Annotated in this window: 15 protein-coding genes, 3 tRNA genes, 2 rRNA genes and 1 riboswitch; of the genes, 5 read left to right on the top strand and 15 right to left on the bottom strand. The window is 40.5% G+C overall.

Going from position 1 to position 22439, the window contains the following annotated elements:
* Positions 1 to 10: 10 nt before the first annotated feature.
* Both VRHSUH10_RS03915 and VRHSUH10_RS03920 read left to right on the top strand, forming a co-directional pair.
* A complete protein-coding gene (locus tag VRHSUH10_RS03915; RefSeq protein WP_105089525.1) occupies positions 11 to 757 on the top strand; it encodes an ABC transporter ATP-binding protein in 747 nt (248 codons plus the stop codon).
* 20 nt (positions 758 to 777) lie between these two features.
* Positions 778 to 1782, top strand: coding sequence for an ABC transporter substrate-binding protein (locus VRHSUH10_RS03920; protein ID WP_105089526.1), 1005 nt, complete (start codon positions 778 to 780; stop codon positions 1780 to 1782).
* A gap of 288 nt (positions 1783 to 2070) precedes the next feature.
* Here the strand turns inward: VRHSUH10_RS03920 and VRHSUH10_RS09505 are convergent, their stop codons facing one another.
* The 5 genes from VRHSUH10_RS09505 to VRHSUH10_RS03940 all read right to left on the bottom strand — a co-directional run bounded on the left by VRHSUH10_RS09505 (position 2071) and on the right by VRHSUH10_RS03940 (position 8213).
* Positions 2071 to 2244, bottom strand: coding sequence for a hypothetical protein (locus tag VRHSUH10_RS09505; RefSeq protein ID WP_199176261.1), 174 nt, complete (start codon positions 2242 to 2244; stop codon positions 2071 to 2073).
* Positions 2245 to 2660: 416 nt separating this feature from the next.
* Entirely contained in the window at positions 2661 to 3659 is a 999-nt protein-coding gene (locus tag VRHSUH10_RS03925; protein WP_105089527.1) for an inorganic phosphate transporter, read from the bottom strand.
* Positions 3652 to 4281 (bottom strand): DUF47 domain-containing protein, encoded by a 630-nt coding sequence (locus VRHSUH10_RS03930; RefSeq protein WP_105089528.1) that lies wholly within the window; start codon positions 4279 to 4281, stop codon positions 3652 to 3654. The genes VRHSUH10_RS03925 and VRHSUH10_RS03930 overlap by 8 nt, the downstream gene beginning before the upstream one ends.
* A gap of 323 nt (positions 4282 to 4604) precedes the next feature.
* Entirely contained in the window at positions 4605 to 6074 is a 1470-nt protein-coding gene (locus VRHSUH10_RS03935; protein ID WP_105089529.1) for a [FeFe] hydrogenase, group A, read from the bottom strand.
* 132 nt (positions 6075 to 6206) lie between these two features.
* Positions 6207 to 8213 carry an ABC-F family ATP-binding cassette domain-containing protein gene (locus tag VRHSUH10_RS03940; RefSeq protein ID WP_105089530.1) on the bottom strand — a complete coding sequence of 669 codons (2007 nt, stop codon included), beginning with the start codon at positions 8211 to 8213 and terminating at the stop codon, positions 6207 to 6209.
* Positions 8214 to 8325: 112 nt separating this feature from the next.
* On the opposite strand from VRHSUH10_RS03940, the gene VRHSUH10_RS03945 reads away from it, so the two are divergent.
* A complete protein-coding gene (locus VRHSUH10_RS03945; RefSeq protein ID WP_105089531.1) occupies positions 8326 to 8646 on the top strand; it encodes a hypothetical protein in 321 nt (106 codons plus the stop codon).
* Positions 8647 to 8807: 161 nt separating this feature from the next.
* On the opposite strand, the gene VRHSUH10_RS03950 is transcribed toward VRHSUH10_RS03945, so the two are convergent.
* The 6 genes from VRHSUH10_RS03950 to VRHSUH10_RS03975 all read right to left on the bottom strand — a co-directional run bounded on the left by VRHSUH10_RS03950 (position 8808) and on the right by VRHSUH10_RS03975 (position 16253).
* Positions 8808 to 9962, bottom strand: a complete 1155-nt coding sequence (locus VRHSUH10_RS03950) for a glycosyltransferase (RefSeq protein WP_105089532.1) — start codon at positions 9960 to 9962, stop codon at positions 8808 to 8810.
* A gap of 82 nt (positions 9963 to 10044) precedes the next feature.
* Positions 10045 to 10344 carry an HU family DNA-binding protein gene (locus VRHSUH10_RS03955; protein ID WP_005385694.1) on the bottom strand — a complete coding sequence of 100 codons (300 nt, stop codon included), beginning with the start codon at positions 10342 to 10344 and terminating at the stop codon, positions 10045 to 10047.
* Between the two features lie 51 nt (positions 10345 to 10395).
* Complete coding sequence (mazG, locus tag VRHSUH10_RS03960) at positions 10396 to 11178, bottom strand: nucleoside triphosphate pyrophosphohydrolase (protein WP_105089533.1); 783 nt, start codon at positions 11176 to 11178, stop codon at positions 10396 to 10398.
* Entirely contained in the window at positions 11162 to 12769 is a 1608-nt protein-coding gene (locus VRHSUH10_RS03965; protein ID WP_105089534.1) for a polysaccharide biosynthesis protein, read from the bottom strand. The genes mazG and VRHSUH10_RS03965 overlap by 17 nt, the downstream gene beginning before the upstream one ends.
* Positions 12766 to 16062, bottom strand: coding sequence for a transcription-repair coupling factor (gene mfd, locus VRHSUH10_RS03970; RefSeq protein WP_105089535.1), 3297 nt, complete (start codon positions 16060 to 16062; stop codon positions 12766 to 12768). The genes VRHSUH10_RS03965 and mfd overlap by 4 nt, the downstream gene beginning before the upstream one ends.
* A gap of 106 nt (positions 16063 to 16168) precedes the next feature.
* Positions 16169 to 16253: transfer RNA gene (locus VRHSUH10_RS03975), tRNA-Leu, on the bottom strand.
* A 384-nt stretch (positions 16254 to 16637) separates the two neighbouring features.
* Positions 16638 to 16810: riboswitch (cobalamin riboswitch) on the bottom strand.
* Between the two features lie 141 nt (positions 16811 to 16951).
* Between VRHSUH10_RS03975 and VRHSUH10_RS03980 the strand changes: the two genes are divergently transcribed.
* Both VRHSUH10_RS03980 and VRHSUH10_RS03985 read left to right on the top strand, forming a co-directional pair.
* Positions 16952 to 17227 carry a helix-turn-helix domain-containing protein gene (locus VRHSUH10_RS03980; protein ID WP_105089536.1) on the top strand — a complete coding sequence of 92 codons (276 nt, stop codon included), beginning with the start codon at positions 16952 to 16954 and terminating at the stop codon, positions 17225 to 17227.
* Between the two features lie 12 nt (positions 17228 to 17239).
* Positions 17240 to 17683 carry a hypothetical protein gene (locus VRHSUH10_RS03985; protein ID WP_105089537.1) on the top strand — a complete coding sequence of 148 codons (444 nt, stop codon included), beginning with the start codon at positions 17240 to 17242 and terminating at the stop codon, positions 17681 to 17683.
* Positions 17684 to 17824: 141 nt separating this feature from the next.
* Here the strand turns inward: VRHSUH10_RS03985 and VRHSUH10_RS03990 are convergent.
* From VRHSUH10_RS03990 to VRHSUH10_RS04005, 4 genes are all read right to left on the bottom strand, one after another.
* A tRNA-Arg gene (locus VRHSUH10_RS03990) sits at positions 17825 to 17901 on the bottom strand.
* 112 nt (positions 17902 to 18013) lie between these two features.
* Positions 18014 to 18089 (bottom strand) — tRNA-Trp (locus VRHSUH10_RS03995).
* Positions 18090 to 19311: 1222 nt separating this feature from the next.
* Positions 19312 to 19428: ribosomal RNA gene (gene rrf / locus VRHSUH10_RS04000) — 5S ribosomal RNA — on the bottom strand.
* 74 nt (positions 19429 to 19502) lie between these two features.
* Positions 19503 to 22437 (bottom strand): 23S ribosomal RNA (locus VRHSUH10_RS04005).
* Positions 22438 to 22439: the final 2 nt, after the last annotated feature.

Below are 22439 nucleotides of genomic sequence, written 5' to 3' on the forward strand. Positions count from 1 at the left end.
GGGAGATACTATGTATCAAATTAATCAGTTGTCCTTCTCCTATGAGAAGAAAGAAGTGTTAAAGAATATTTCTGTAACATTTCCTAGTAATAAAATAACAGCCATCATCGGCCCGAATGGATGTGGTAAGTCCACATTACTGAGTCATCTTTACCGACTACTACCATCAAAAGATAAAATTATATTGAAGCAAAGACCTTTAGAGTCTTATAAAGGTCGTGAGTTTGCTCAATTAGTAGCCGTTCTAACACAATCTAGAGATGCTATGATCGATGATTTTCTCGTAAAAGACATAGTTCTTATGGGTCGCTATCCATACAAACAACACTTCGGCACATATAGCTCAGAAGATGTAAAAATCGCAGAGCATTATATGCATGAAGTAGGTATTACTCATTTAGCAGATGAAGAAATTCATCATTTATCAGGTGGCGAAAAGCAACGTGTATTCATCGCCAAAGCATTAACACAAAAGCCTCAAATTCTACTCTTAGATGAGCCTACGAACCATCTAGATATGAAATATAAAATAGCACTGATGAAACAATTGCGAGCGTTTAAAGGCACAACTATCGTAGTCTTACATGACTTGAATTTAGCCGCTCAATATTGCGATCATGTGGTTATTATGAACAAAGGAACCATCCTAAAGGAAGGTTCTCCTACCGAGGTGTTAACACCTGAAATTCTTGAACCTATATTTGAAGTTCCTTTCAAAACATCTTGGGATGAAGGGCGCTATCATTTATATTATTAATTCAAAAGAAAGGGCTTACTATGTTCCAAAAATTAAGAAAATCAAAAAAATTGTTATTAGTCGCTATGGCATGCGCAACCTTTGCTATTGCTGGTTGTGGTTCTGATACAACTAAGAACGCTGCTGATAATGGCAATGTAGTAACATGGAGTGAAACATTTGACGGTACTAAAACTGACTTTGCTGTAAAATCCTCTCCTACCCATGCAGTATCCATGTCCCAAGCAACTACAGAAATGATGCTCCAACTAGGTCTTGAAGATAAGATGGCTGGTACAGCTTTCAAAGAAGAAGAAATCTATCCACCTCTACAAGCGGCCTATGACAAGGTAAAAGTATTATCTGACAAATGGCCTTCCTACGAAGTATTCATGTCCGTAAAGCCTGACTTTGCAACAGGCTGGCCTGACTCCTTCAGCAAACGCGCCATTCCTGCTGACAAAATGATTGCTCAAAAAGTTAATATTTGGCTTCCGGAATCTATGTTATCTACAAAAGCGGATTTAGAAACTAACTTCAACGACATGATTAAATTAGGTGAAATCTTCGGAGTTAAACCTAAAGCTGAAGAATGGGTTGCTAGTCAACGTAAAACGTTAGAAGCTATCCAAGCTAAATTAAAAGACTTGCCTCGTAAACGGGTCTTCATTTATGACTCTGAAGATGGCCAACCATTCACAGCCTTCGAAGGTTACACTACAAACATCTTGAAACTTATCGGTGCTGATAACGTAATGAGCGGTTTAGGCGTTGATAAAACATGGGCTAAAGGTTCTTGGGAAACTGTAATTGCTCAAAATCCTGATTACATTATTATCGCTGACTATGGTAACTCCATTCGCAACGATGATGATTTCCAACAAAAAATTGAAAAAATCAAATCTAACCCTCAACTTCAAGATATCACTGCTGTAAAAGAAGGTCATTTCATTCGTGTAAAACTATCTGAGATCACACCTGGTGTTCGTACAGTAGATGCTTTAAAACGTTTAGCTGAAGAAATTCACGGCGTAAAAATCGACTAACGATTTACTCAATCATAAAAGTATTCTATTAACTAGTAGAATAAGTTAATAAAACTATATAGTATTAGATCGTATTTGTCCTAGGTAGTTAAATATACTGTGACATATACTATACGTAACGGAAAAGGTCCCAATTCATTGAATTGGGACCTTCTTCGTACTGCTTGTATTGCACACAGCATATTGTTAGAGAGTAGAGATGTGTTGTAGTTGAAAGATTTAAATAATGGGTTATTGTAACATAGATTAAAAGTTTATTATGTTGTATATGCTGTGACAATGCCTTATTTATGCATTTCTAGTACATTGTTGCCTATAGCGTTTATCATTATTGGCCTTGATGGCCATAATTAATGGTTTGAGTGAAAGAAACTCTTCATCACTAAGTCGAATAGTTCTACCAATACGTTTAATCGGATTACGTGGGCGCCCGGCACCGCGTCTAGTTCCACCCCATGCCATATACATACCTCACTTTTCACTTGAAAAACTCCTTCTACCGATAGTATAACCTCCGTTACATAAGTATGCAATAGTTATTCATTATAAACAGTCCTAAAATAACTATTAAACAAGTAATAAACTGTATTTATTAATAAAACGCATAATAAAGAAAAGCACATATTTATAAGCATTTCTCTATATTCAACTTGAAATCTAACATTAACGTTGCCAAATATAGATAAATCGCTTTTATAGAATATAGTATTTAAAACCTAGTGTATGCCTACATTCTTTGGTAATAGGTTCATGATAAACTACAAAAAATATTAAAATCTAATTGATAAATTGTATAACTCAATGAATCCAATTCTTAAACAAGAGAACTAAAAAAAGACTGCTCTCGCAGTCTTTTTTTAGTTTTATATAGTTATTTATTAACCAAATAGTAAATGACCTATTTCATAAGCAATAGCCGCTACAATACCAGATAATGGAATTGTTACAAACCAAGCCAACACCATCGATCTTGCTACGCCCCAGTTAACAGCTTTAAGACGTTTAGAGGAACCGACACCAAGTAAAGAACCACTTACAACGTGTGTCGTACTTACAGGTAAATGTAAGAATGTAGCTGTAAAAATAGTAATAGCAGAGTTTAAGTCAGCAGCAAAACCATTAATTGTTTCTAGTTTGAAAATCTTAGTTCCCATAGTAGAGATGATTTTCCAACCACCCACAGCTGTACCCATGGCCATAGCCGTAGCACAACAAAGTTTAACCCATAATGGTACATCCAATGTATCAATGAAGCCACCGCTAAGCAAGGTTAAGGTAATAATCCCCATCGCCTTTTGCGCATCATTAGAGCCATGAGAGAAAGCCATCATGACGGCAGACACAATTTGCATGGATCTAAATCTATCATTTAGTACAATTGGAGAGAATCTACCAAAGATAAGCAACAATACTTTCATCACAATATAGCCACCAATCATGGCTACAATTGGAGATAAAATAAGGGATAAGAAAATTTTTAAAATACCTGCCTCATTTAAGGCATCAAAGCCTACGGACCAGCCTACAGCACCGATGATACCACCGATAAGCGCATGAGATGAGGAACTAGGAATCCCCCAATACCAAGTAAGCAAGTTCCATGTGATGGCACCGATGAGAGCAGCCGAAATGATTCCACTATTGATAAGAGATGCAGACATTACGATGTCGCCACCGATTGTCTTTGCAACCCCTGTACTAACCATGGCTCCTAAGAAATTGAGTGCTGCCGTCATCATAATAGCCTTTTTAGGCTCAATAGCACGGGTCGAAACAGATGTGGCAATGGCGTTCGCCGTATCGTGGAAGCCATTGATATAGTCGAAGGCTAATGCTAAAAATACTACTAGCCATACTAAATAATGAGACTCAAGCATATTTCAATACTACCCGGCGGAATGTACCTACCAAATCTTCGCAACCATCGATTACATCCTCCATGGCGCTAAGGATTTCCTTCCATTTGATAATTTCAATAGGATCTGTACACTCAGTGAAGAGCTTAGCCATTTCTTCGTGGTAAATATTATCCGCTTCAGACTCAAGTTTCAAAACTTGATGTACACGGCCTTCTACCTTTACATGGTCCTTTTTAAGGCTACCCATATAACCAATAGATTTGTTAATATGCTTAACGCATTTTACAACGATTTCACTCATACGGATAGCACCATCACTTGGATTACCAACATGGTACATAACCATTTTATCCATAATTTCTTTAATATTATCCAATGTAGTATCCAATTGGTCGATTAGAAGCTGAATATCTTCGCGATCCATTGGGGTAATGAATGTTTTACGCAAACGTTCTACAGTTTCGGTTACTAATTCATCGGCAGCTTTTTCCTTTGTATCAATTTCAAGAAAAGCCTCTTCTTTAGAGATTTCGCCTTTAAACACACGCTCCATCATCTCTGCACTTTCATATGTAAGAGCAGCATGATTTTCTAAAATACTGAAAAATTTTTCTTCTTTTCCTTTTAATTTAAAAGCCATGAAGATCCTCCTGAAACAGTATTGATTGCTTCTATAAATATAATTTAATTATAGCACACTAACCATAATTCCTAAACAATTTACCAATCTCTATATTCCAACCCCTATGCGTATATGGCATATATACTATTCATCAGCATGAATGCATCAACAACATTTAGATATCATCCAGGTAGTCCCCTAAATATTCTAAATAAAAAAGCAGATAGCTGATTGAAATATCAACTATCTGCCTTTTATCTTAAGCCATATATGTGCTTTTATAGTATGTATCAACTAACTATAATTTACTGTTAATTGTTACGGTTAACTATTTTTAGCTATTAGTTATTAGTTTCCGCTGCTGCTTTAGCTGCTTCTGCGGCCTTTTTCAAGTTAGGCACAGATGTTGGGCATGTAGCTGGTGTGCAAGCACCATTAGGGCCCAAATCTTCAGAGCGGTTCACAAATGTTGTATGTAACATGTGATGTGCTTTATGGCTCATAGGTTTGCCATCAAAGAACTCAGCATATAATTTTTGAATATCTGGATTATCACAAGAAGCTTTTACTGTTACTTCTGCATCACGAGTATACAAGGAAGCAATACGAGCTTCACGAGCTTTGTCAGCCATCGGTAATTTAACGCGTGGTTGACCACCACCACCGATACAGCCACCACGGCACGCCATTACTTCAATGAAGTCATAATGGATATTTTCTGCACGCATGCGTTCGATGAACTTACGCAAGTTGCCTGTACCATGAACAGCCGCCACATGTAATGTTTTGTCCCCAATGACTACGTCTGCTTCACGAGCACCGTCCATACCACGAATTGCTTCGAATGGGATCAATGTTTGAGGTGCATCTTCACCAGTTGCTAATTTGTAAGCTGCACGCATAGCTGCTTCCATAACGCCACCAGTGTTACCGAAGATGATACCACCACCAGATGCTTCACCCATCAATGGATCAAATGCAGAATCTTCTAATTCATCAAAGTTGATTTCTTCTGCACGTAACCATTTTGCAAGTTCACGTGTAGTAATACAGTAGTCTGTATCGCGCATTTCTGGTACATCCCAGTATTCAGCAGAGGAGTTCATTTCGTCACGACGAATTTCGAATTTCTTAGCTGTACAAGGTGTTACTGCAACAGCAACGATTTGTTTTGCATCAAGGCCCATTTTTTCAACAAAGTATGTTTTTTGCGTAGGCGCTTGCATAGCGATTGGACTCTTAGCAGTAGACAAGTTTGGCAAGAATTCTGGATAGAATGTTTCAGCAAACTTTACCCAAGCAGGGCAACAAGATGTGAATTGAGGCAATACGGAATCACTATTGATAACGCGTTCCAACAACTCAGATGCTTCCTCCATGATAGTCATGTCCGCACCAAAGTTTGTATCTAAAATATAGTCACCACCTAATTTACGAAGAGCAGCTACCATTTTACCTTCTACGAATGTACCTGCATCAAGTCCAAACTCTTCACCTAAGCCAACACGTACAGCAGGTGCAGTTTGGAAGATAACAATTTTATTAGGGTCAGCAATAGCCGCTTTTACTTCATCAATTTCAGAGCGTTCATTGATGGAATCAAATGGACAAATAGATGCACATTGACCGCAATGAATACAAATTGGATGATCCCCATTTGTTGTTAAATCATAATAATCAAATACGCCCATGTCTACAGCACAAGCTTTACGACATAAGGAGCAGTTTTTACATTTGGATAAATCTTGAACTAAAGCAATATTGCCGTCTTCGATCGGTACGCGACGGTCTAAAAATTGGTACTTACTCATGAGTTCCTCCTACTTAGGTAACGTTGTTATCGTTAATCGATGAAATTATACTATAAATTGTGACTTTTATCAATAAATTTACATGTAATTCCTTTGCATAACAGATATTAAAAAATCGCATGCTATAAGGAATTATAGGCGTTCTTCCAATTCCATCCACCGTTCTGTGAGCGCATCTATTTGGGATTGAGTCTCTTCTCGCTCAGCCATCAAGGATTGCATCTTCTCATAATCAGTAGCAACTTGACTAATCATGACATCGAGGCCCTTTACTAAATGCTCTAATTTAGGCAATTCCTCCATGATACTAGCATACTCCGCTTCTTCCGCTTTATTTAGCCCCTTCTTTGGTGCTTCTTTGAAAGTATCTCCCCCAGAAGTTGTAATGCTACTATCACTACCATCTGCTGAGTTGCCTAACGATGAATCATCACTGGCAGTACTAGGTGCAACCCCTTCAGCTTTTTCTTCTTTAGAAGTAACAGATATACCTGTATTAGCCATATAGAATGGGCGCTTTCCAACGCTACTTTCATCTAAAGAATCCTTGTAATCAGAATAGGAGCCATGAACAATCTCAATATGACCATCACCACTGAACACAAAAAGTTTGTCCACAACGCGGTCTAAGAAATAACGATCGTGGCATACGGTGATAATGACACCACTAAAGGAATCGAGGAAGTCCTCTAGTACCTCTAATGTAGGAATATCAAGATCATTGGTCGGTTCGTCTAGTAACAACACATTAGGAGCGCTCATAAGCAATTTCAATAGATACAACCGACGTCGTTCGCCACCAGAAAGTTTGCGAATAGGCACACCATGTAACTCAGGTGTAAATAGGAATCGTTCAAGAATCTGACCAGCACTCAATGTAGAGCCATCACCAAGCACCATATAGGAATGGTCTTCCCGAATATAATCGAGAACACGCATATCTTCATCAAACTCAGGCAGTTCTTGTTTGAAATGTGCAATGCGAACTGTCTCGCCTTTACCAATCGTACCGCTTGTAGGTTCATAGGTTCCATCAAGAATGTTCATAAAGGTGGACTTGCCAACCCCATTAGGACCTACGATACCGATACGATCATGACGCACTACATGATAGGTAAAATCCTTAATCATAGGGCGCTCGCCAAAGTAGAATGCCAAATGTTCAATATCAAAGATGGTTTTCCCTAAACGCGTTTTTAAAGCAATAGGATCCATTTGATCCGGGCGTCGGGTCTTCTCCATATTCTTAAGTTTTTCATAGCGATCTAAACGAGCCTTTTGTTTTGTCGTTCTCGCCAACGCACCACGGCGTACCCATTCGATTTCTCGTTTTAAGAACTGACGACGCTTTTCTTCTGTAGCCGCCTCACGAGCCTCTCGATCAGCCTTTAAGGCAATAAACTCTTCGTAGTTGCCATCGTATTGGTACATACGTCGATTCGATAATTCCAAAATACCATTACATACAGAGTCAAGGAAATATCTATCATGGGTACTGATTAATAGTCCTCCTTGGCGAGCACTTAAATAAGACTCTAGCCAATCGATGCTATCTTCATCTAAATGGTTTGTCGGTTCGTCTAGCAATAATAGATCACAAGGATATAATAATGCCTGCCCTAATGCAAGGCGACGCTTTTGACCACCAGATAACATAGCCACTTTTTGTTCTACATCAGGAAAACCTAACTTAGATAAAATAATACGAGCCTCTTGCTCCACTTGCCAGCCATCTTGTTGGTCCATCTGCTCCAAGGCATTCATATAGTTCCGTGATACTTTAGCATCCTCGCCACCAGCCTCTTGCATTTCGCGATATTCACGACTAATGCGCTCAAAGGATTGTACCATTCGTAAACGAGGATGATCACCATCAAGAACAGCTTCTAGTAATGTTGAATCCGCATCAAACTCAGGTGTTTGTGCTAGATAATGTATACTAGCCTTACCATTTCGCTCAATGGTCCCCTTATCTGGCTCCATTTGTCCTGCCAAAATTTTTAAGAAGGTAGACTTACCTGTCCCATTAATGCCCACAAGACCTAGCCGTTTTTCGGTGGTAAAAGTAATATTTACCTCCTTAAACAGCAGTCGTGTGCCATATGATTTTTCTATGTTTTGTAAACTAATAACGTTCATCGTATGCTCCTATTGTGTCATTCTGATATTTATTATACTACACATTACCATTGACAGTAACAGGCCCCCTCAGTAGAATAAACGTAACGTATATATTCATGAGGAGGTCCACATGGCAGCAGATATCGTTTTAGACTTTTATGAAACTATCAATTTTGAACTTATCGATATCGATGGGTATGATACATTATTTACAGAGCTCTTGGAAGATGGCACCTATGCAACTGTGTCCGATGATGACGGTCATTTGCCAGAGGATTTAGAAACACCAATCGTATTCAATGTATACGACGATAATGACTCCTTCCAATGGAGTGTGACCCTCGATGATTCTTACCAACTAAAAGACTTGTTGGACAGTGCTGAAAGCACAGATGCATTCTTGGAAACACTTCAAAACATTCGACAAGAACATATTGAACAATACCAATAAAACAAAAGCGATGACCTATATAAGATCATCGCTTTTTTAATTTTATGATAGAACATATAACGTTGATATAGCATATAACGTTTATTGAACCAACATCGTTAATGAAACATATCGAGCTATATAGCTTTTACAATCACTATAATTCTGTAAATACTAAACTATTAACTGATAGATTGCTCTGCTTTCACTAATTCTACCGGCATCTCAGCATCTAAGATGGCTATAAGACTATTTACGATATTAGCCGCACCATCCACATGCCATTCACGAGCGCGCTCAGACATTTGTTGAAGTCTCGGAGAGTTAATAAGAAGTGCGGTCACAACGTCTTCCAAGTTATGAATATCACGAGCCCAACGAGCACAACCTCGTTGTTCTAACAGCTCTGCATTGGCCTCTTCTTGCCCTGGGATGGCATTAAAGAATACCATAGGCAAACCAATAGTAACCGCTTCCATACATGTTAACGCACCAGGCTTTGTAACTAGCAAGGAAGACGACTTCATAAGTTCCGAAATATTCGTAGTATATCCGTATACAATGGTCTTAGTTCGCATAGATTCACTAAGGGTAACTAAGGATTCATAAAGAGATGTATTTTGACCGGCTACGACAGTAATTTCATCAATACCATTTACTTCATCTAAATGTTTTAATGCCGTTTCTAGAGAACCTAACCCTAGGCCCCCACCCATAACGAGCACTTTTACCGGTTTCTCTAAGCTATATTCTTCAATAGCATCACGGAAGAAGGAGCGACGCACAGGAATACCTGATACATGGATACGTGATTCATCGATACCCGCTGCTACCATTTCATCTACCATCGATTCAGTAGCTACATAGTATGTATCAATTTGAGGGTATAGCCAAAATTGATGACTACTAAAGTCCGTCATGATAGCCACTAATGGTACATCGATATGTCCTTGGCGTTTTAAGATAGACGCTGCACCACATGGGAATGGATGCGTAAATACCATTACATCTGGCTCTTCTTGTTGTACCAATTTGAGCATGCGGCTTTTCAATAGGTATGATAATGCAGTTTGCATAATCGTACCTCGTTTTTCCCCTTTTGATACGCGGTAAATCATATCATATAGCATCGGGAATACGTCAATCATCTTGATGTATGTGCCCTTGATCAAATGCTCTACAGACATGGTTTCTGTATCAAGAAAGTCCACATGAGTTATCGATGCTTGTGGTTCTTTCTCTTTCCAATATTCTTCTATGGCTCTGGCGGCCTGCATATGTCCCGTCCCAATAGAAGCGGACACGATGAGAACCTTCCGTGATCTTTCGTTATTCATAGTACACCCTTTCTCTGTGCATTATACCATAAATAGACGAAAAAAAGAGACCTCGAAAGGTCTCTTTCCAATCCATTAGGGATTATTTTTTGCGTTTTTTAGCTTTTGCAGCGTTAACTTGTTCTTTCAAACCTTTACCAGCTTTGAATGCAGGGGATTTGGAAGCTGCGATAGTGATAGTTTTACCGTTTTGTGGGTTACGGCCTTCACGAGCTGCGCGTTCACGAACTTCGAATGTACCGAAGCCGATAACTTGTACTTTACCGCCAGCAGCTAATTCTTCAGCAACTGTGTCAAATACAGCTTTTACCGCTTTTTCAGCGTCTTTTTTAGTTAATTCAGTTTTTTGTGCAACACTTGCGATTAATTCTGTTTTGTTCATGACAGAACCTCCTTAAAAATACTATACCTAAGAAGCATGCAAACCTCTAGGCTACTTTTCCTGCACTTTAGCCTCCTCCCAAAAAGCATCCAGCTCAGCTAATGAAAAGTCTTCCCATGAGCGATCGCTTTGGTTAACACAAGCTTCTACATGTAAAAAACGCTGTCGGAACTTTGTGTTTGTGCGATTTAGTGCATTTTCACCGCTTATTTTATACCATCTTAATAGATTAATCAAGGAAAAAAGCACGTCTCCCGCTTCTTTTTCCATATTTTCTCTATCTTTTTGGGCAATAGCCTCCTTAAATTCATCCATTTCTTCCGAAACTTTCGCCCAAACCGGATCGAGCTCATCCCAGTCAAAACCTAGCTTTGCAGCCTTTTCTTGCAACTTATAAGCCGCCACTAAAGCAGGTAAACTTTTAGATACACCATCTAATACAGATTTTTGTATATTTTTCTTTTCTTGTGCCTTTAATTCATCCCAACTGTATGATTTTTCATTATTTTCAGGGTCAAAAACATGGGGATGACGACGAATCATCTTCTGAGTCACATCATTAATTACATCTTCTAATGTAAACTGACCAGCTTCTTCAGCCAATTGACTGTGAAAGACAACTTGTAATAATACATCACCTAGTTCTTCACGAAGATTTGGCATATCTTTATTATCGATAGCATCTACTACCTCATAGGTTTCTTCAATGAAGTATCGACGCAATGATTCATGAGTCTGTTTTTGATCCCAAGGGCAACCATTAGGAGCTCGCAAGGCTTTTACTACATCTACTAATGGTTGTACCGATACAGGCTTATCAGTATTGTTCTTCATATAGTTTAGCCTCCTCCTTATCTCGGCGAGCTTGTAAGCGCTTGCCTATAACAGGGAAATGATACATATCAGCTTTTACAACGGCCTTTGTTAACCATAAGGATAAACCATATACAAATACAGCCACAATAATAGCCGCTGCCACTGCACCACCATTGCCGAATAACTCTACGGTAGTCACATACACTACCTGTGTAGCACCGCCCATAGCCATGGCAGACACTACAATTTTTAATAGCTCTAACTTATTAAGTACAGATCCTACATATTTTTTAACAAATATATAGTTTATGAGTGCCGCAATGGCAAAATTCAAATTCGTTGCCCATGCAGCACCATTAATGCCAAGTTCAATAGTACCTGTCAATTGATAGTCCAAGAATGTCTTAGCCAATAGACCGATAAAAATGGCTACCATAGGAATAACAGTTCTACCTAACCCTTGCAAAATGCCTGCTGTAATCTGTTGCCAACCTAAGAATATAATACTCAAGCTAATAACAGCAATAACAGGACCAGCATGAGGCGTTGCGTATATCAATTTAGATATAGGTGTCGCCAATACACAGAGCCCAATGCAGGCCGGTATAGTGAACATATTAGCAATCTTAATGGCTGTCCCAGCACGCTGTACAATGCGGTGCACATCGCCTTGAGCATGTGCCTCAGATACAGCTGGTACAAGGCTAGCCGCTAAGGATGTAGTCAAAATGATAGGCAAACCAATCAACGATGTAGCCATCCCTGTGAGATAACCAAATTGTGTTGTCGCTTCATTGAGGTAATACCCAATATCCATCAATCGCTTTGGTACGATAAATGTATCGATAAGAGATACCATGGGCAACATAATATTGGCCATTGAAACTGGTATAGCCAAGCTAAATAGTCGTTTGACTACAGAGCTATTGCTTTCACCAATAGCATTTGGATTCTGCTGCGCCAACATTTGCGCCCGTACACGACGCTGACGATAGTAAAAGTAAATCAATACAATCAACCCAGCTAATACACCGGGGAATGTAGCGAACGTTGCACCGCCTGCCGCCAAGTGTAGACCTCTATCAATGAAATAATAAGCTAAGCCCACCATAGAGGATACGCGGAAGATTTGTTCAAAGACTTGGCTAGTCCCAGTAGGAACCATGTATTGGAAGCCTTGGAAGTAACCTCTAAAACAACTCAAAATCGTAACAATAAAGATTGCTGGAGATAATAGCTGAATGGCAAGCAATGCACGAGGATCTGTAATAATATGAGAATCTATGAGCCACTGCGCACTACCGTATAAAGCAACACTAAATACAAGGCCTAACAGTGTTAATACCTTTAAAGATACGGAAAATACTTGTTGTACGCCACGCATATCATCATTAGCTAGCTTTTCCGCAATCATAATAGATATGGCCACAGGAATGCCAGCCGCGGAAATACTAACGATAATTTGATAAATCGGATAGGCCATCATATATAGGCCAATCCCTTCACCACCGAGAACACGTGCAATAAGGACTTTACTGAAAGCACCAATAACCTTAACGATAATCCCAGCTAAGGTTAAAATCATAGCACCCTTTAAAAATCGATTCATAGGCCCTCCTTAGACGATGACTTGTGGCTCAAAGCCTTCATCACCGCTTCCGTAATGGTCAAAATAGAACCTTTCATGCCATTGAGGCTCACATATAATGTAGCCGGCTTAGTATCTGCAAATTTCATCTTCTTCCAGAGATCTTCCCGTACAGCCCCCATATCCCAGTCAGCCATCTTGGAATCGTCATGCCAATGAATGGTAAGTTGTTGATCTCTACGTACAATACTTTTAATGCCCAGTAAACGCGCTTGTTCTTTAATTTGAGCAATGCGCAACAAACGGTCTACCGGATCTGTTGGCGTACCGAAACGATCGATGAGTTCATCAGTCATATCATCAAGCTGTTCTTTCGATTTAATATGTAATAATCGTTGATATACGGAAATCTTACGGGCACTATCCTTGATATACGCATCGTCAATAAAGGCATCTACCTCTAAGTCGATTGCTGGGTCAATGGATACTTCCCGTTCCACCTCTTTATTTTGAGCCTTAGCAATGGCTTCTTCTAACATACTTACGTACATACCAAAGCCGACAGATGCGATATTACCATGTTGTTGTGAACCTAAAAGGTTACCAGCACCGCGAATTTCTAAATCTCGCATAGCCAATTTAAAGCCAGCACCGAGTTCAGTGAACTCTTCAATAGCTTTTAAGCGCTTTTCAGCAGCCTCTGAGAGCATTTTATCAGGGCGATACATAAAGTATGCATAGGCACGTCTACGAGAACGTCCTACACGGCCACGCATTTGATATAGCTGAGATAAACCTAAGCGGTCCGCATCATAAATGATGATTGTATTCGCATTTGGTATATCTAGACCAGTTTCGATGATACTGGTAGACAATAATACATCATAATGGCCTTCATAGAAATCAGTCATGATTTCCTCAATTTGACGACCTGTCATTTGACCATGAGCAATAGCGTAACGTAAACCAGGCAATGCCTCTTCTAATAATTCACCCATGTGATTAATGGATGCTACGCGGTTATATACAAAGTAAACCTGACCACCACGCGCCAATTCGCGCTTGATCGCATCGGCCACGAGGTTCATATCATATTCCACTACATAGGTTTGAACAGGCAACCGTTCTTCTGGTGGCGTATTGATAACGGACATTTCACGAACACCAACGAGAGACATATGTAATGTCCGAGGAATTGGGGTCGCACTTAAAGTGAGTACATCAATATTATTGGCCCACTCTTTCCATTTTTCCTTTTGAGCTACCCCGAAACGTTGCTCCTCGTCTACAACGAGCATACCTAAATCTTTAAAGACAACCTTTTTATTGAGCAAGGAATGTGTGCCGATAAGAACATCAATGGATCCATCTTCAACGCCTTTTAGAACTTGTTTTTTCTCCGCTGTACTGCGGAAACGATTGAGTACATCTACCTTGACACCAAATGGAGCAAATCGGTTCCAGAAGGTTTGGAAATGTTGCTGTGCCAAAACAGTAGTTGGAACAAGTACCGCTACTTGTTTGCCGCTCATAACAGCCTTAAAGATGGCACGCATGGCCACTTCTGTTTTACCAAATCCTACATCGCCAGCAAGCAAACGGTCCATAGGAACTGGTTTTTCCATGGATTCCTTAATTTCTGCTGTAGCTTGTAATTGGTCTTCCGTTTCCTCATAAGGGAATGCATCTTCAAATTCCTGCTGCCATGGTTGGTCAGGCAAGAATGCAAAGCCTTGCGTTATTTCACGCTGTGCATAGAGCTCTACAAGCTTATCTGCTAAATCATCAATAGATTTCTTTGCCTTTGTAACAACCTTAGCCCAGTCACGGCCACCCATTTTATTGATGCGCGGCACATCACCTTCATTACCAATATACTTTTGTAATTGATCTAAGTTGTTGGCAGGTAAGAATAATTTATCTGATCCCGCATAGTCAATTTCAATATAATCCCGATGAATCCCCTCTGTTTCGATCGTTTTAAGGCCAATATACTTACCAATACCGTGCATACTATGTACAACATAGTCACCAGGCGTTAAATCCGTAAAGTAATTAATTTCTTGGCCTTTTTTAGGCTTGTTGCGTAGCTTCCGCTTTTGTTGTCCGTAAATATTACCTTCTACGACAACTACTAAATGGCTATTTGGTAATTCAAAGCCATCGGTCAATAAGCCTTGTAAAATAACTACCGTATTAGGCTTTGCAATCCATTCCGCACTATGAACAAAATCAATACCTTCCCCTTCAAGGGCACGTTCAATGCCTTCTCTTCGTTGCTGATTATTTAATACCAATACAACTTGATGGTTTAAGCGATGCCATTGTTTAATCTCATCGGTTAATAGAGGAATTTGACGCTCAAAGCTCGTCATCGTCTTACCTTGAATACCAATTGGGGTAAATCCAGCTAAGCCAATAGAACGTTGTTGCATAAATGTAAAAGCTACTTGATTCGTTGCTTCTACAGTACGTTGCAACTCACTCCAGTCACAATGATTTTTACGATGTGTTGGATCTTCCTTAAGGAATTTCTTTAATGCTTCCTGTATACGGCCAGGCTCATCATAAATGAGAGTCCCTTCTTTCACATACGATAATAAGGTGCAATCTGCATCACTTTTACCAAGGAAGAAAGGTGTTACTGTATAAGAATCAATTTGTTCAATGGAACGTTGGTTCTCTACCGAGAAGAACCGTAACGTATCAATTTCATCGCCAAAGAACTCTATACGTATGGGATGTTCACTATTAACAGGATATATGTCTAAAATATCCCCGCGCACGGCAAAATGACCACGTTGTTCCACCTGGTCTACACGTTCATATCCAATTGTAACGAGCTGTTCAAGAGCTGTATCGCGTTCAATCGTATCATTCAAAGAGAAATGTAATGACTGTCCTTTTAAATATTGAGGAGATACCACATACTGTGTAACCTCTTCAGCATTCGCTATGACTACAGCTGGTTCCTGCCATGCAAGCAATGCTAAGGCACGCATTTGAGCCCCTTGGTCCTCAAGGCTACGAGCAATCGTTGTAAAGTCCACATGATCTGTGATAGGAAATGATAGGACTGGAATATTAGGCCAGAAAAAGGCTAAATCTCGTTCCCACATCTCTTTATGGTCCTTATCATGGACTACGATAACTACAGGCTTTGTAAGGCCCGTAGAAAAAGCTTGGTTTAAGAGGAAACTCTTTTGAGATCCACTAAGACCATATATGACTGACTTTCCTTTCCGCTGAAATGCGTTTAGCCCATCCACAAAGGATGGGTTCTGTGAAAGCAGCTGTGTTAATGTATTATCCATACTGCACCATATAGTATTACTATGATTATTTAAATTAATAGTTCTAACCTATTTATTATAACATTTTTGGGCAAAAAAAATAGCACCTCAAAAGGTGCAATAAAGTTGGTGCGGGAGAAGGGACTTGAACCCCCACGCCGTAAGGCGCCAGATCCTAAGTCTGGTGCGTCTGCCAATTCCGCCACTCCCGCGTCTCAACTGAAATAATAATATCATGTATAGAATTCATCGTCAATCATTTTTTTAGAATTAACTTAAATTTCATGTATCCCCTAAAAATAAAAAGAGACTGACCCAGAATCCGAACTACTAGAATCCTGGGTCAGCCTCTTTTTTAGGATGATGATGAATAAATGCATGCCCTACATTTACCATAAAATATATTAACAGTCATAACACATGTCATGCTGGTAATACCAAGAAGGTATTATTCACCATGACCATGCCAACGACATTAAGGTCTTTCGAATACCATTTAAATCATCTCTGATAAAAATCGTATAGAACTAAAAAATCCTTTTTACGGGTACGTAAAAAGGAGCTACTAACTTCTCCTCCCTATCTCTCGTAGGTCAAATGGTGAATGTTGAATAGGCAGTTCTCCTGACTCGGCGTCATCGCTCATCTAGCCTTCCCAGTTTCCCAGTGACTTAATTTAGACTCGCTCGACCATACAGTGGCGGGACCGTGCTGGCATTTAACCAGCTTCTCTATTATGCTTTTCAGCACCTATTCCCAAATATGATGTTTTCTATGAGTTAATATTAACACCACTATCGTATTAAGTCAATTTATTTTTGTAATTTTATTTATTCATCTCTTATTCATCTATTGCCATATATGATATTTTTAATTACAATATAAAGGTATCTAAAAATAGGAGGAATCTATGTATATCGGAGATTTCATTAAAGAATATCGCGAAGCTAATGGTGTATCCATCGAAGACTTTGCGAACAAAGCAAGCTTAACAGTTACTGAAATTGAAGCATTAGAAAAAAACATCCAAAAAGATGGTACTGTAGTGCCTGTTGCAATGCGCCAGATCAAAGATATTGCAGCAGCTATGAATGTGCCAATGCCTGTAGTCATGGCTCAGATTCCTTCTGATCAAGAATTAGTTGTCCATGTGGTTGCTGAATCCGATCAGCCACATGCGAAGTAATAAGGAGAATACATGAAGCGTAGTTTATTAATTGCAGCGGCTTTTACAATCTTAGGTATCCTCCCCTCTCAAGCAGTTAATATTGCTGATTTAGAGAATGCCAGAGGTTATGCCTACTTATATCGTATGAATGGCCAAAATTATTACGCAGAACAACACGTTAAGGTCATAGCAGGCGAAGGTAATAAATTTGAAATTGTAGCCCGTACATATAGTCATCAAGGTGCTCAGTATTATATGACAGAGTATATAAACCATTATTACTTTGATCAAGATGCCGATACGATTCAATGGGTTCAAGAACAACGTAATATCATCGATGCCCGTACAGGCAGAGTATTACGTGAGGAAAAACGACCTAAAGCTAAATTAATTACCTTAAAACCAGATACGTATGGTTATATGCAAGCTATCTACTGGAGAGATCTTGCTGTAGCTGCAGGACAGCTAAAATAAGGTAAAGCACTTAAGCCATAATCTAATTAGATTTAAATTATGAAAACTAAAAGACTCTACACAATTATGTGTAGAGTCTTTTTAATAGATAAATGGTTTTGTTAAAATAAAAAAGCACCACATTACTGTGATGCTTTCATTTGGTGACCCAGAAGGGATTCGAACCCCTGGCCTTTTGATTCGTAGTCAAACGCTCTATCCAGCTGAGCTACTGAGTCATGTACTTGGTACTCACTTATATTAACATAACGCTTACATCTATGCAAGCATTTTTTTAATATTTTTTGAGTAATTTTATGGACATGCGGTCCGAAGACCGCAATCCAAATTTGGCAGGGGCAGTAGGACTTGAACCCACAACCAACGGTTTTGGAGACCGCTACTCTACCAATTGAGCTATACCCCTATGTTCATCAAGCTGTGCTTGATACTTGATTAGTTTAACAAAAATTAGGTCCCATGTCAAGAAACAAAGCCCTTTAAAATAATGAAATAATAGTGAATTTAAAAGGAAAAAGAGCCCTTTCTCAAGGGCTCTTATGTCTACCTAACTTTTACCTTTATATATACGGGAGATGGTATATATAATTAGAGAGTTTTGTATATGTATTGTTTTGTTTATACACAGGGAGAGTATTGTTGTGTATTTAAGTGTTGTTTTATGTGTTGTATTGTTTTGTGTTGTGTTGTTTGTATTATTTGTAAAAGGGACAGGTAAAAGTTATTTGCAGTAGACCTCCATTTCCTTAGTTGATCTCAATCAACTATTGCTAGTATAAAGATTATATGTGAAAACATAGTGAAAGTTATATGAGATATAAATGAAACGAGTAAATTTTGGTACATATTTAGACAATACTAATATAGGTATAAACCCAGTATTTATCTATATTTAAAGCTTTATATGTGAATTTCAGATAAACCTATGCATGAATAGAATATGTAGTAGATAGTGATTATTAAAATTTAAAATTAAAGTAATATTAATTACATAAAGATGATTAATTAGTAAAGTTGATTAAAGAATAACATGTATAATGATCTATTAAAGCAGTTAAACATAAACTATTATGTATAGGTATAGCACTAAAAAGAGTAAAATTAGGGCTATATGGTGGATATTTGATCATTAAGAGGTAAATCTCCATTGAATAATATAGTGGTTATTTAGGGATAAATATTAAAAGATAGATATGAATGAATAATGTATATGTTACATAAATTGGGATGAGGTTTATATGTATTTACATGTATTTGGAGCTACTCAACTGGTTTACGGTTCGGTAACATTGGCACGTTGTGCCGCGTTACCGTATGGATAGAGTTGGATACTACCACTAGCCGCGGCTTCCTATCACACTCGCCCATGGCAGTAGTTAAGGCTATAATCTAAAATAAAGAATATACCTTAAGGGCTTCGTCGAACCTGATGCAATGGACGTATGCGTCGCTGCGCTCCTTTACGCCCTATTGCCCTAGGCTTCCCACGCCGCCTGTATTATTGAATACACATAGATATTACTTGTACAACCTTGGCTGGAAACGGCTCTAGAAGGAATTAGAATGTACTCGTTAGAGCACAAAAATAGAGGGCCAACCCTTTAGGGTTGACCCTCTATTTTATGCTTAATCAGCAGCTTCCTATCCTCCCAGGCCGTCTCCAGCCAAGTACTTTCGGCGTTTATGAGCTTAACTACTGTGTTCGAGATGGGAACAGGTGGATCCTCATAGCCATCGCCACTGAATCTGTCAGAGTTTGTACTCTGAAAACCACATAGAAGTTATATATATTTGTTGCACATTCTGCTTAATGTTTATTTAAGTAAAGCCCTCGATCTATTAGTACCAGTCAGCTCCAAACCTCACGGCTCTTCCACACCTGGCCTATCAACCATGTCGTCTACATGGGATCTTACTAGCTTATGCTATGAGAAACCTCATCTCAAGGCTGGTTTCACGCTTAGATGCTTTCAGCGTTTATCCGTCCCGAACGTAGCTACCCAACTGTACCCTTGGCAGGATAATTGGTACACCAGCGGTTCGTCCACTCCGGTCCTCTCGTACTAGGAGCAGCCCCCTTCAAGTTTCTTGCGCCCGCGATGGATAGGGACCGAACTGTCTCACGACGTTCTGAACCCAGCTCACGTACCACTTTAATCGGCGAACAGCCGAACCCTTGGGACCTACTTCAGCCCCAGGATGTGATGAGCCGACATCGAGGTGCCAAACCTCCCCGTCGATATGGACTCTTGGGAGAGATTAGCCTGTTATCCCCAGGGTAGCTTTTATCCGTTGAGCGATGGCCCTTCCACTCGGCACCACCGGATCACTAAGCCCGACTTTCGTCCCTGCTCGACCTGTCCGTCTCGCAGTCAAGCTCCCTTCTGCCTTTACACTCTTCGAGCGATTTCCGTCCGCTCTGAGGGAACCTTTGGGCGCCTCCGTTACTCTTTAGGAGGCGACCGCCCCAGTCAAACTGCCCGCCTAAGACTGTCCGGCCGGTCGTTACTCGGCCCGTTAGAAATCAATTAATGAAAGGGTGGTATCCCAACAACGACTCCTCTAAAACTGGCGTCCTAGATTCTAAGTCTCCCACCTATCCTGTACATTCATTAACTAAGTTCAATCTTAGGTTGCAGTAAAGCTCCATGGGGTCTTTCTGTCCAGTCGCGGGTAACCTGCATCTTCACAGGTACTTCAATTTCACCGGGTCCCTCGTTGAGACAGTGCGCAAGTCGTTACACCTTTCGTGCGGGTCGGAACTTACCCGACAAGGAATTTCGCTACCTTAGGACCGTTATAGTTACGGCCGCCGTTTACTGGGGCTTCAATTCAGAGCTTCGACCGAAGTCTAACCCCTCCTCTTAACCTTCCAGCACCGGGCAGGTGTCAGCACCTATACATCAGCTTTCGCTTTAGCAGGCACCTGTGTTTGTGGTAAACAGTCGCTTGCGCCTCTCTTGTGCCACTCATTCATGCTCCATGCGTTGCTGCACTTCACACTACATGAGTCCTCCTTTTCCCGAAGTTACGGAGGCATTTTGCCGAGTTCCTTAACGAGGGTTTTCCCGCGCACCTTAGGATTCTCTCCCCGCCTACCTGTGTCGGTTTTGGTACGGGCGATGTGTCTCTACCTAGAAGCTTTTCTCGACAGTGTAGGATCAATCACTTCGTTACTATCGCTAGTAACTCGTCATCACATCTCAGCTTTTAGAGCTACGGATTTGCCTATAGCTCAACCTACATGCTTAAACACGCACTTCCAATCGCGTGCTGACCTACCTTACTGTGTCACTCCATCGATCAAACGATTCACACCGGTACAGGAATTTCAACCTGTTGTCCATCGCCTACGCTTTTCCGCCTCGGCTTAGGTCCCGACTTACCCTGAGACGACGATCGTTGCTCAGGAACCCTTAGGCTTTCGGTGGAATGGATTCTCACCATTCTTTTCGCTACTCATACCGACATTCTCACTTCTCATCAGTCCACAACTCCTTACGGTACTGCTTCAACCCAATGAGAACGCTCCCCTACCCATATACATTGCTGCATATGACACGACTTCGGTTTTACACTTTAGCCCCGGACATTTTCGGCGCAGAGTCTCTCGACCAGTGAGCTATTACGCACTCTTTAAATGGTGGCTGCTTCTAAGCCAACATCCTGGTTGTTTTGGAAATTCCACATCCTTCGCCACTTAGTGTAACATTTGGGACCTTAGTCGGTGTTCTGGGCTGTTTCCCTCTTGACAATGGACCTTATCATTCACTGTCTGACTCCCGAGTATAAGTATAGCCATTCGTAGTTTGACTAGGTTCGGTAACCGGTATGGCCCCTAGCCCGATCAGTGCTCTACCGCCTATACTCTCAACCTCGAGGCTAGCCCTAAAGCTATTTCGGGGAGAACCAGCTATCTCCGTGTTCGATTGGCATTTCACCCCTATCCACAACTCATCCCAAAGCTTTTCAACGCTCACGAGTTCGGTCCTCCACACAATTTTACCTGTGCTTCAACCTGGCCATGGATAGATCACTACGGTTTCGGGTCTACTATTACTAACTAAACGCCCTGTTCAGACTCGCTTTCGCTGCGGCTCCGTGTTTTCCACTTAACCTCGCTAGCAACAGTAACTCGTCGGTTCATTCTTCAATAGGCACGCCGTCGTCCTGATATATATACAGACTTCGACTGTTTGTAGACATACGGTTTCAGGTTCTCTTTCACTCCCCGCCAGGGGTTCTTTTCACCTTTCCCTCACGGTACTATGCGCTATCGGTCGATATCAGTATTTTGGCTTGGAGGGTGGTCCCCCCTGCTTCCCACAAGGTTTCACGTGTCTCGTGGTACTCTGGATACAGTCCCATGTATGCAAGGTTTCGATTACAGGGCTTTCACCTTCTGCGGCTGAGCTTTCCAACTCGATTCTTCTACCTCATTTACACTTGATGACTGTCCTCAACCCCGGTGCGGTTGCCCGCTCCGGTTTGGCCTCTTTCCCGTTCGCTCGCCGCTACTAAGAAAATCTCGTTTGATTACTTTTCCTCCGGGTAATTAGATGTTTCAGTTCCCCGGGTGCCCTCCTCATAGTCTAAGCTATGGGTGACAGTGCATAACCACTGCCGGGTTCCCCCATTCGGAAATCTACGGGTCAAAGGTTGCTTGCACCTCTCCGTAGCTTATCGCAGCTTACCGCGTCCTTCTTCGGCTGATATCGCCAAGGCATCCACCGTACGCCCTTAAAATCTTTACTTA

The organism is Veillonella sp. T11011-6, assembly GCF_002959755.1.
GTDB lineage: Bacteria > Bacillota > Negativicutes > Veillonellales > Veillonellaceae > Veillonella.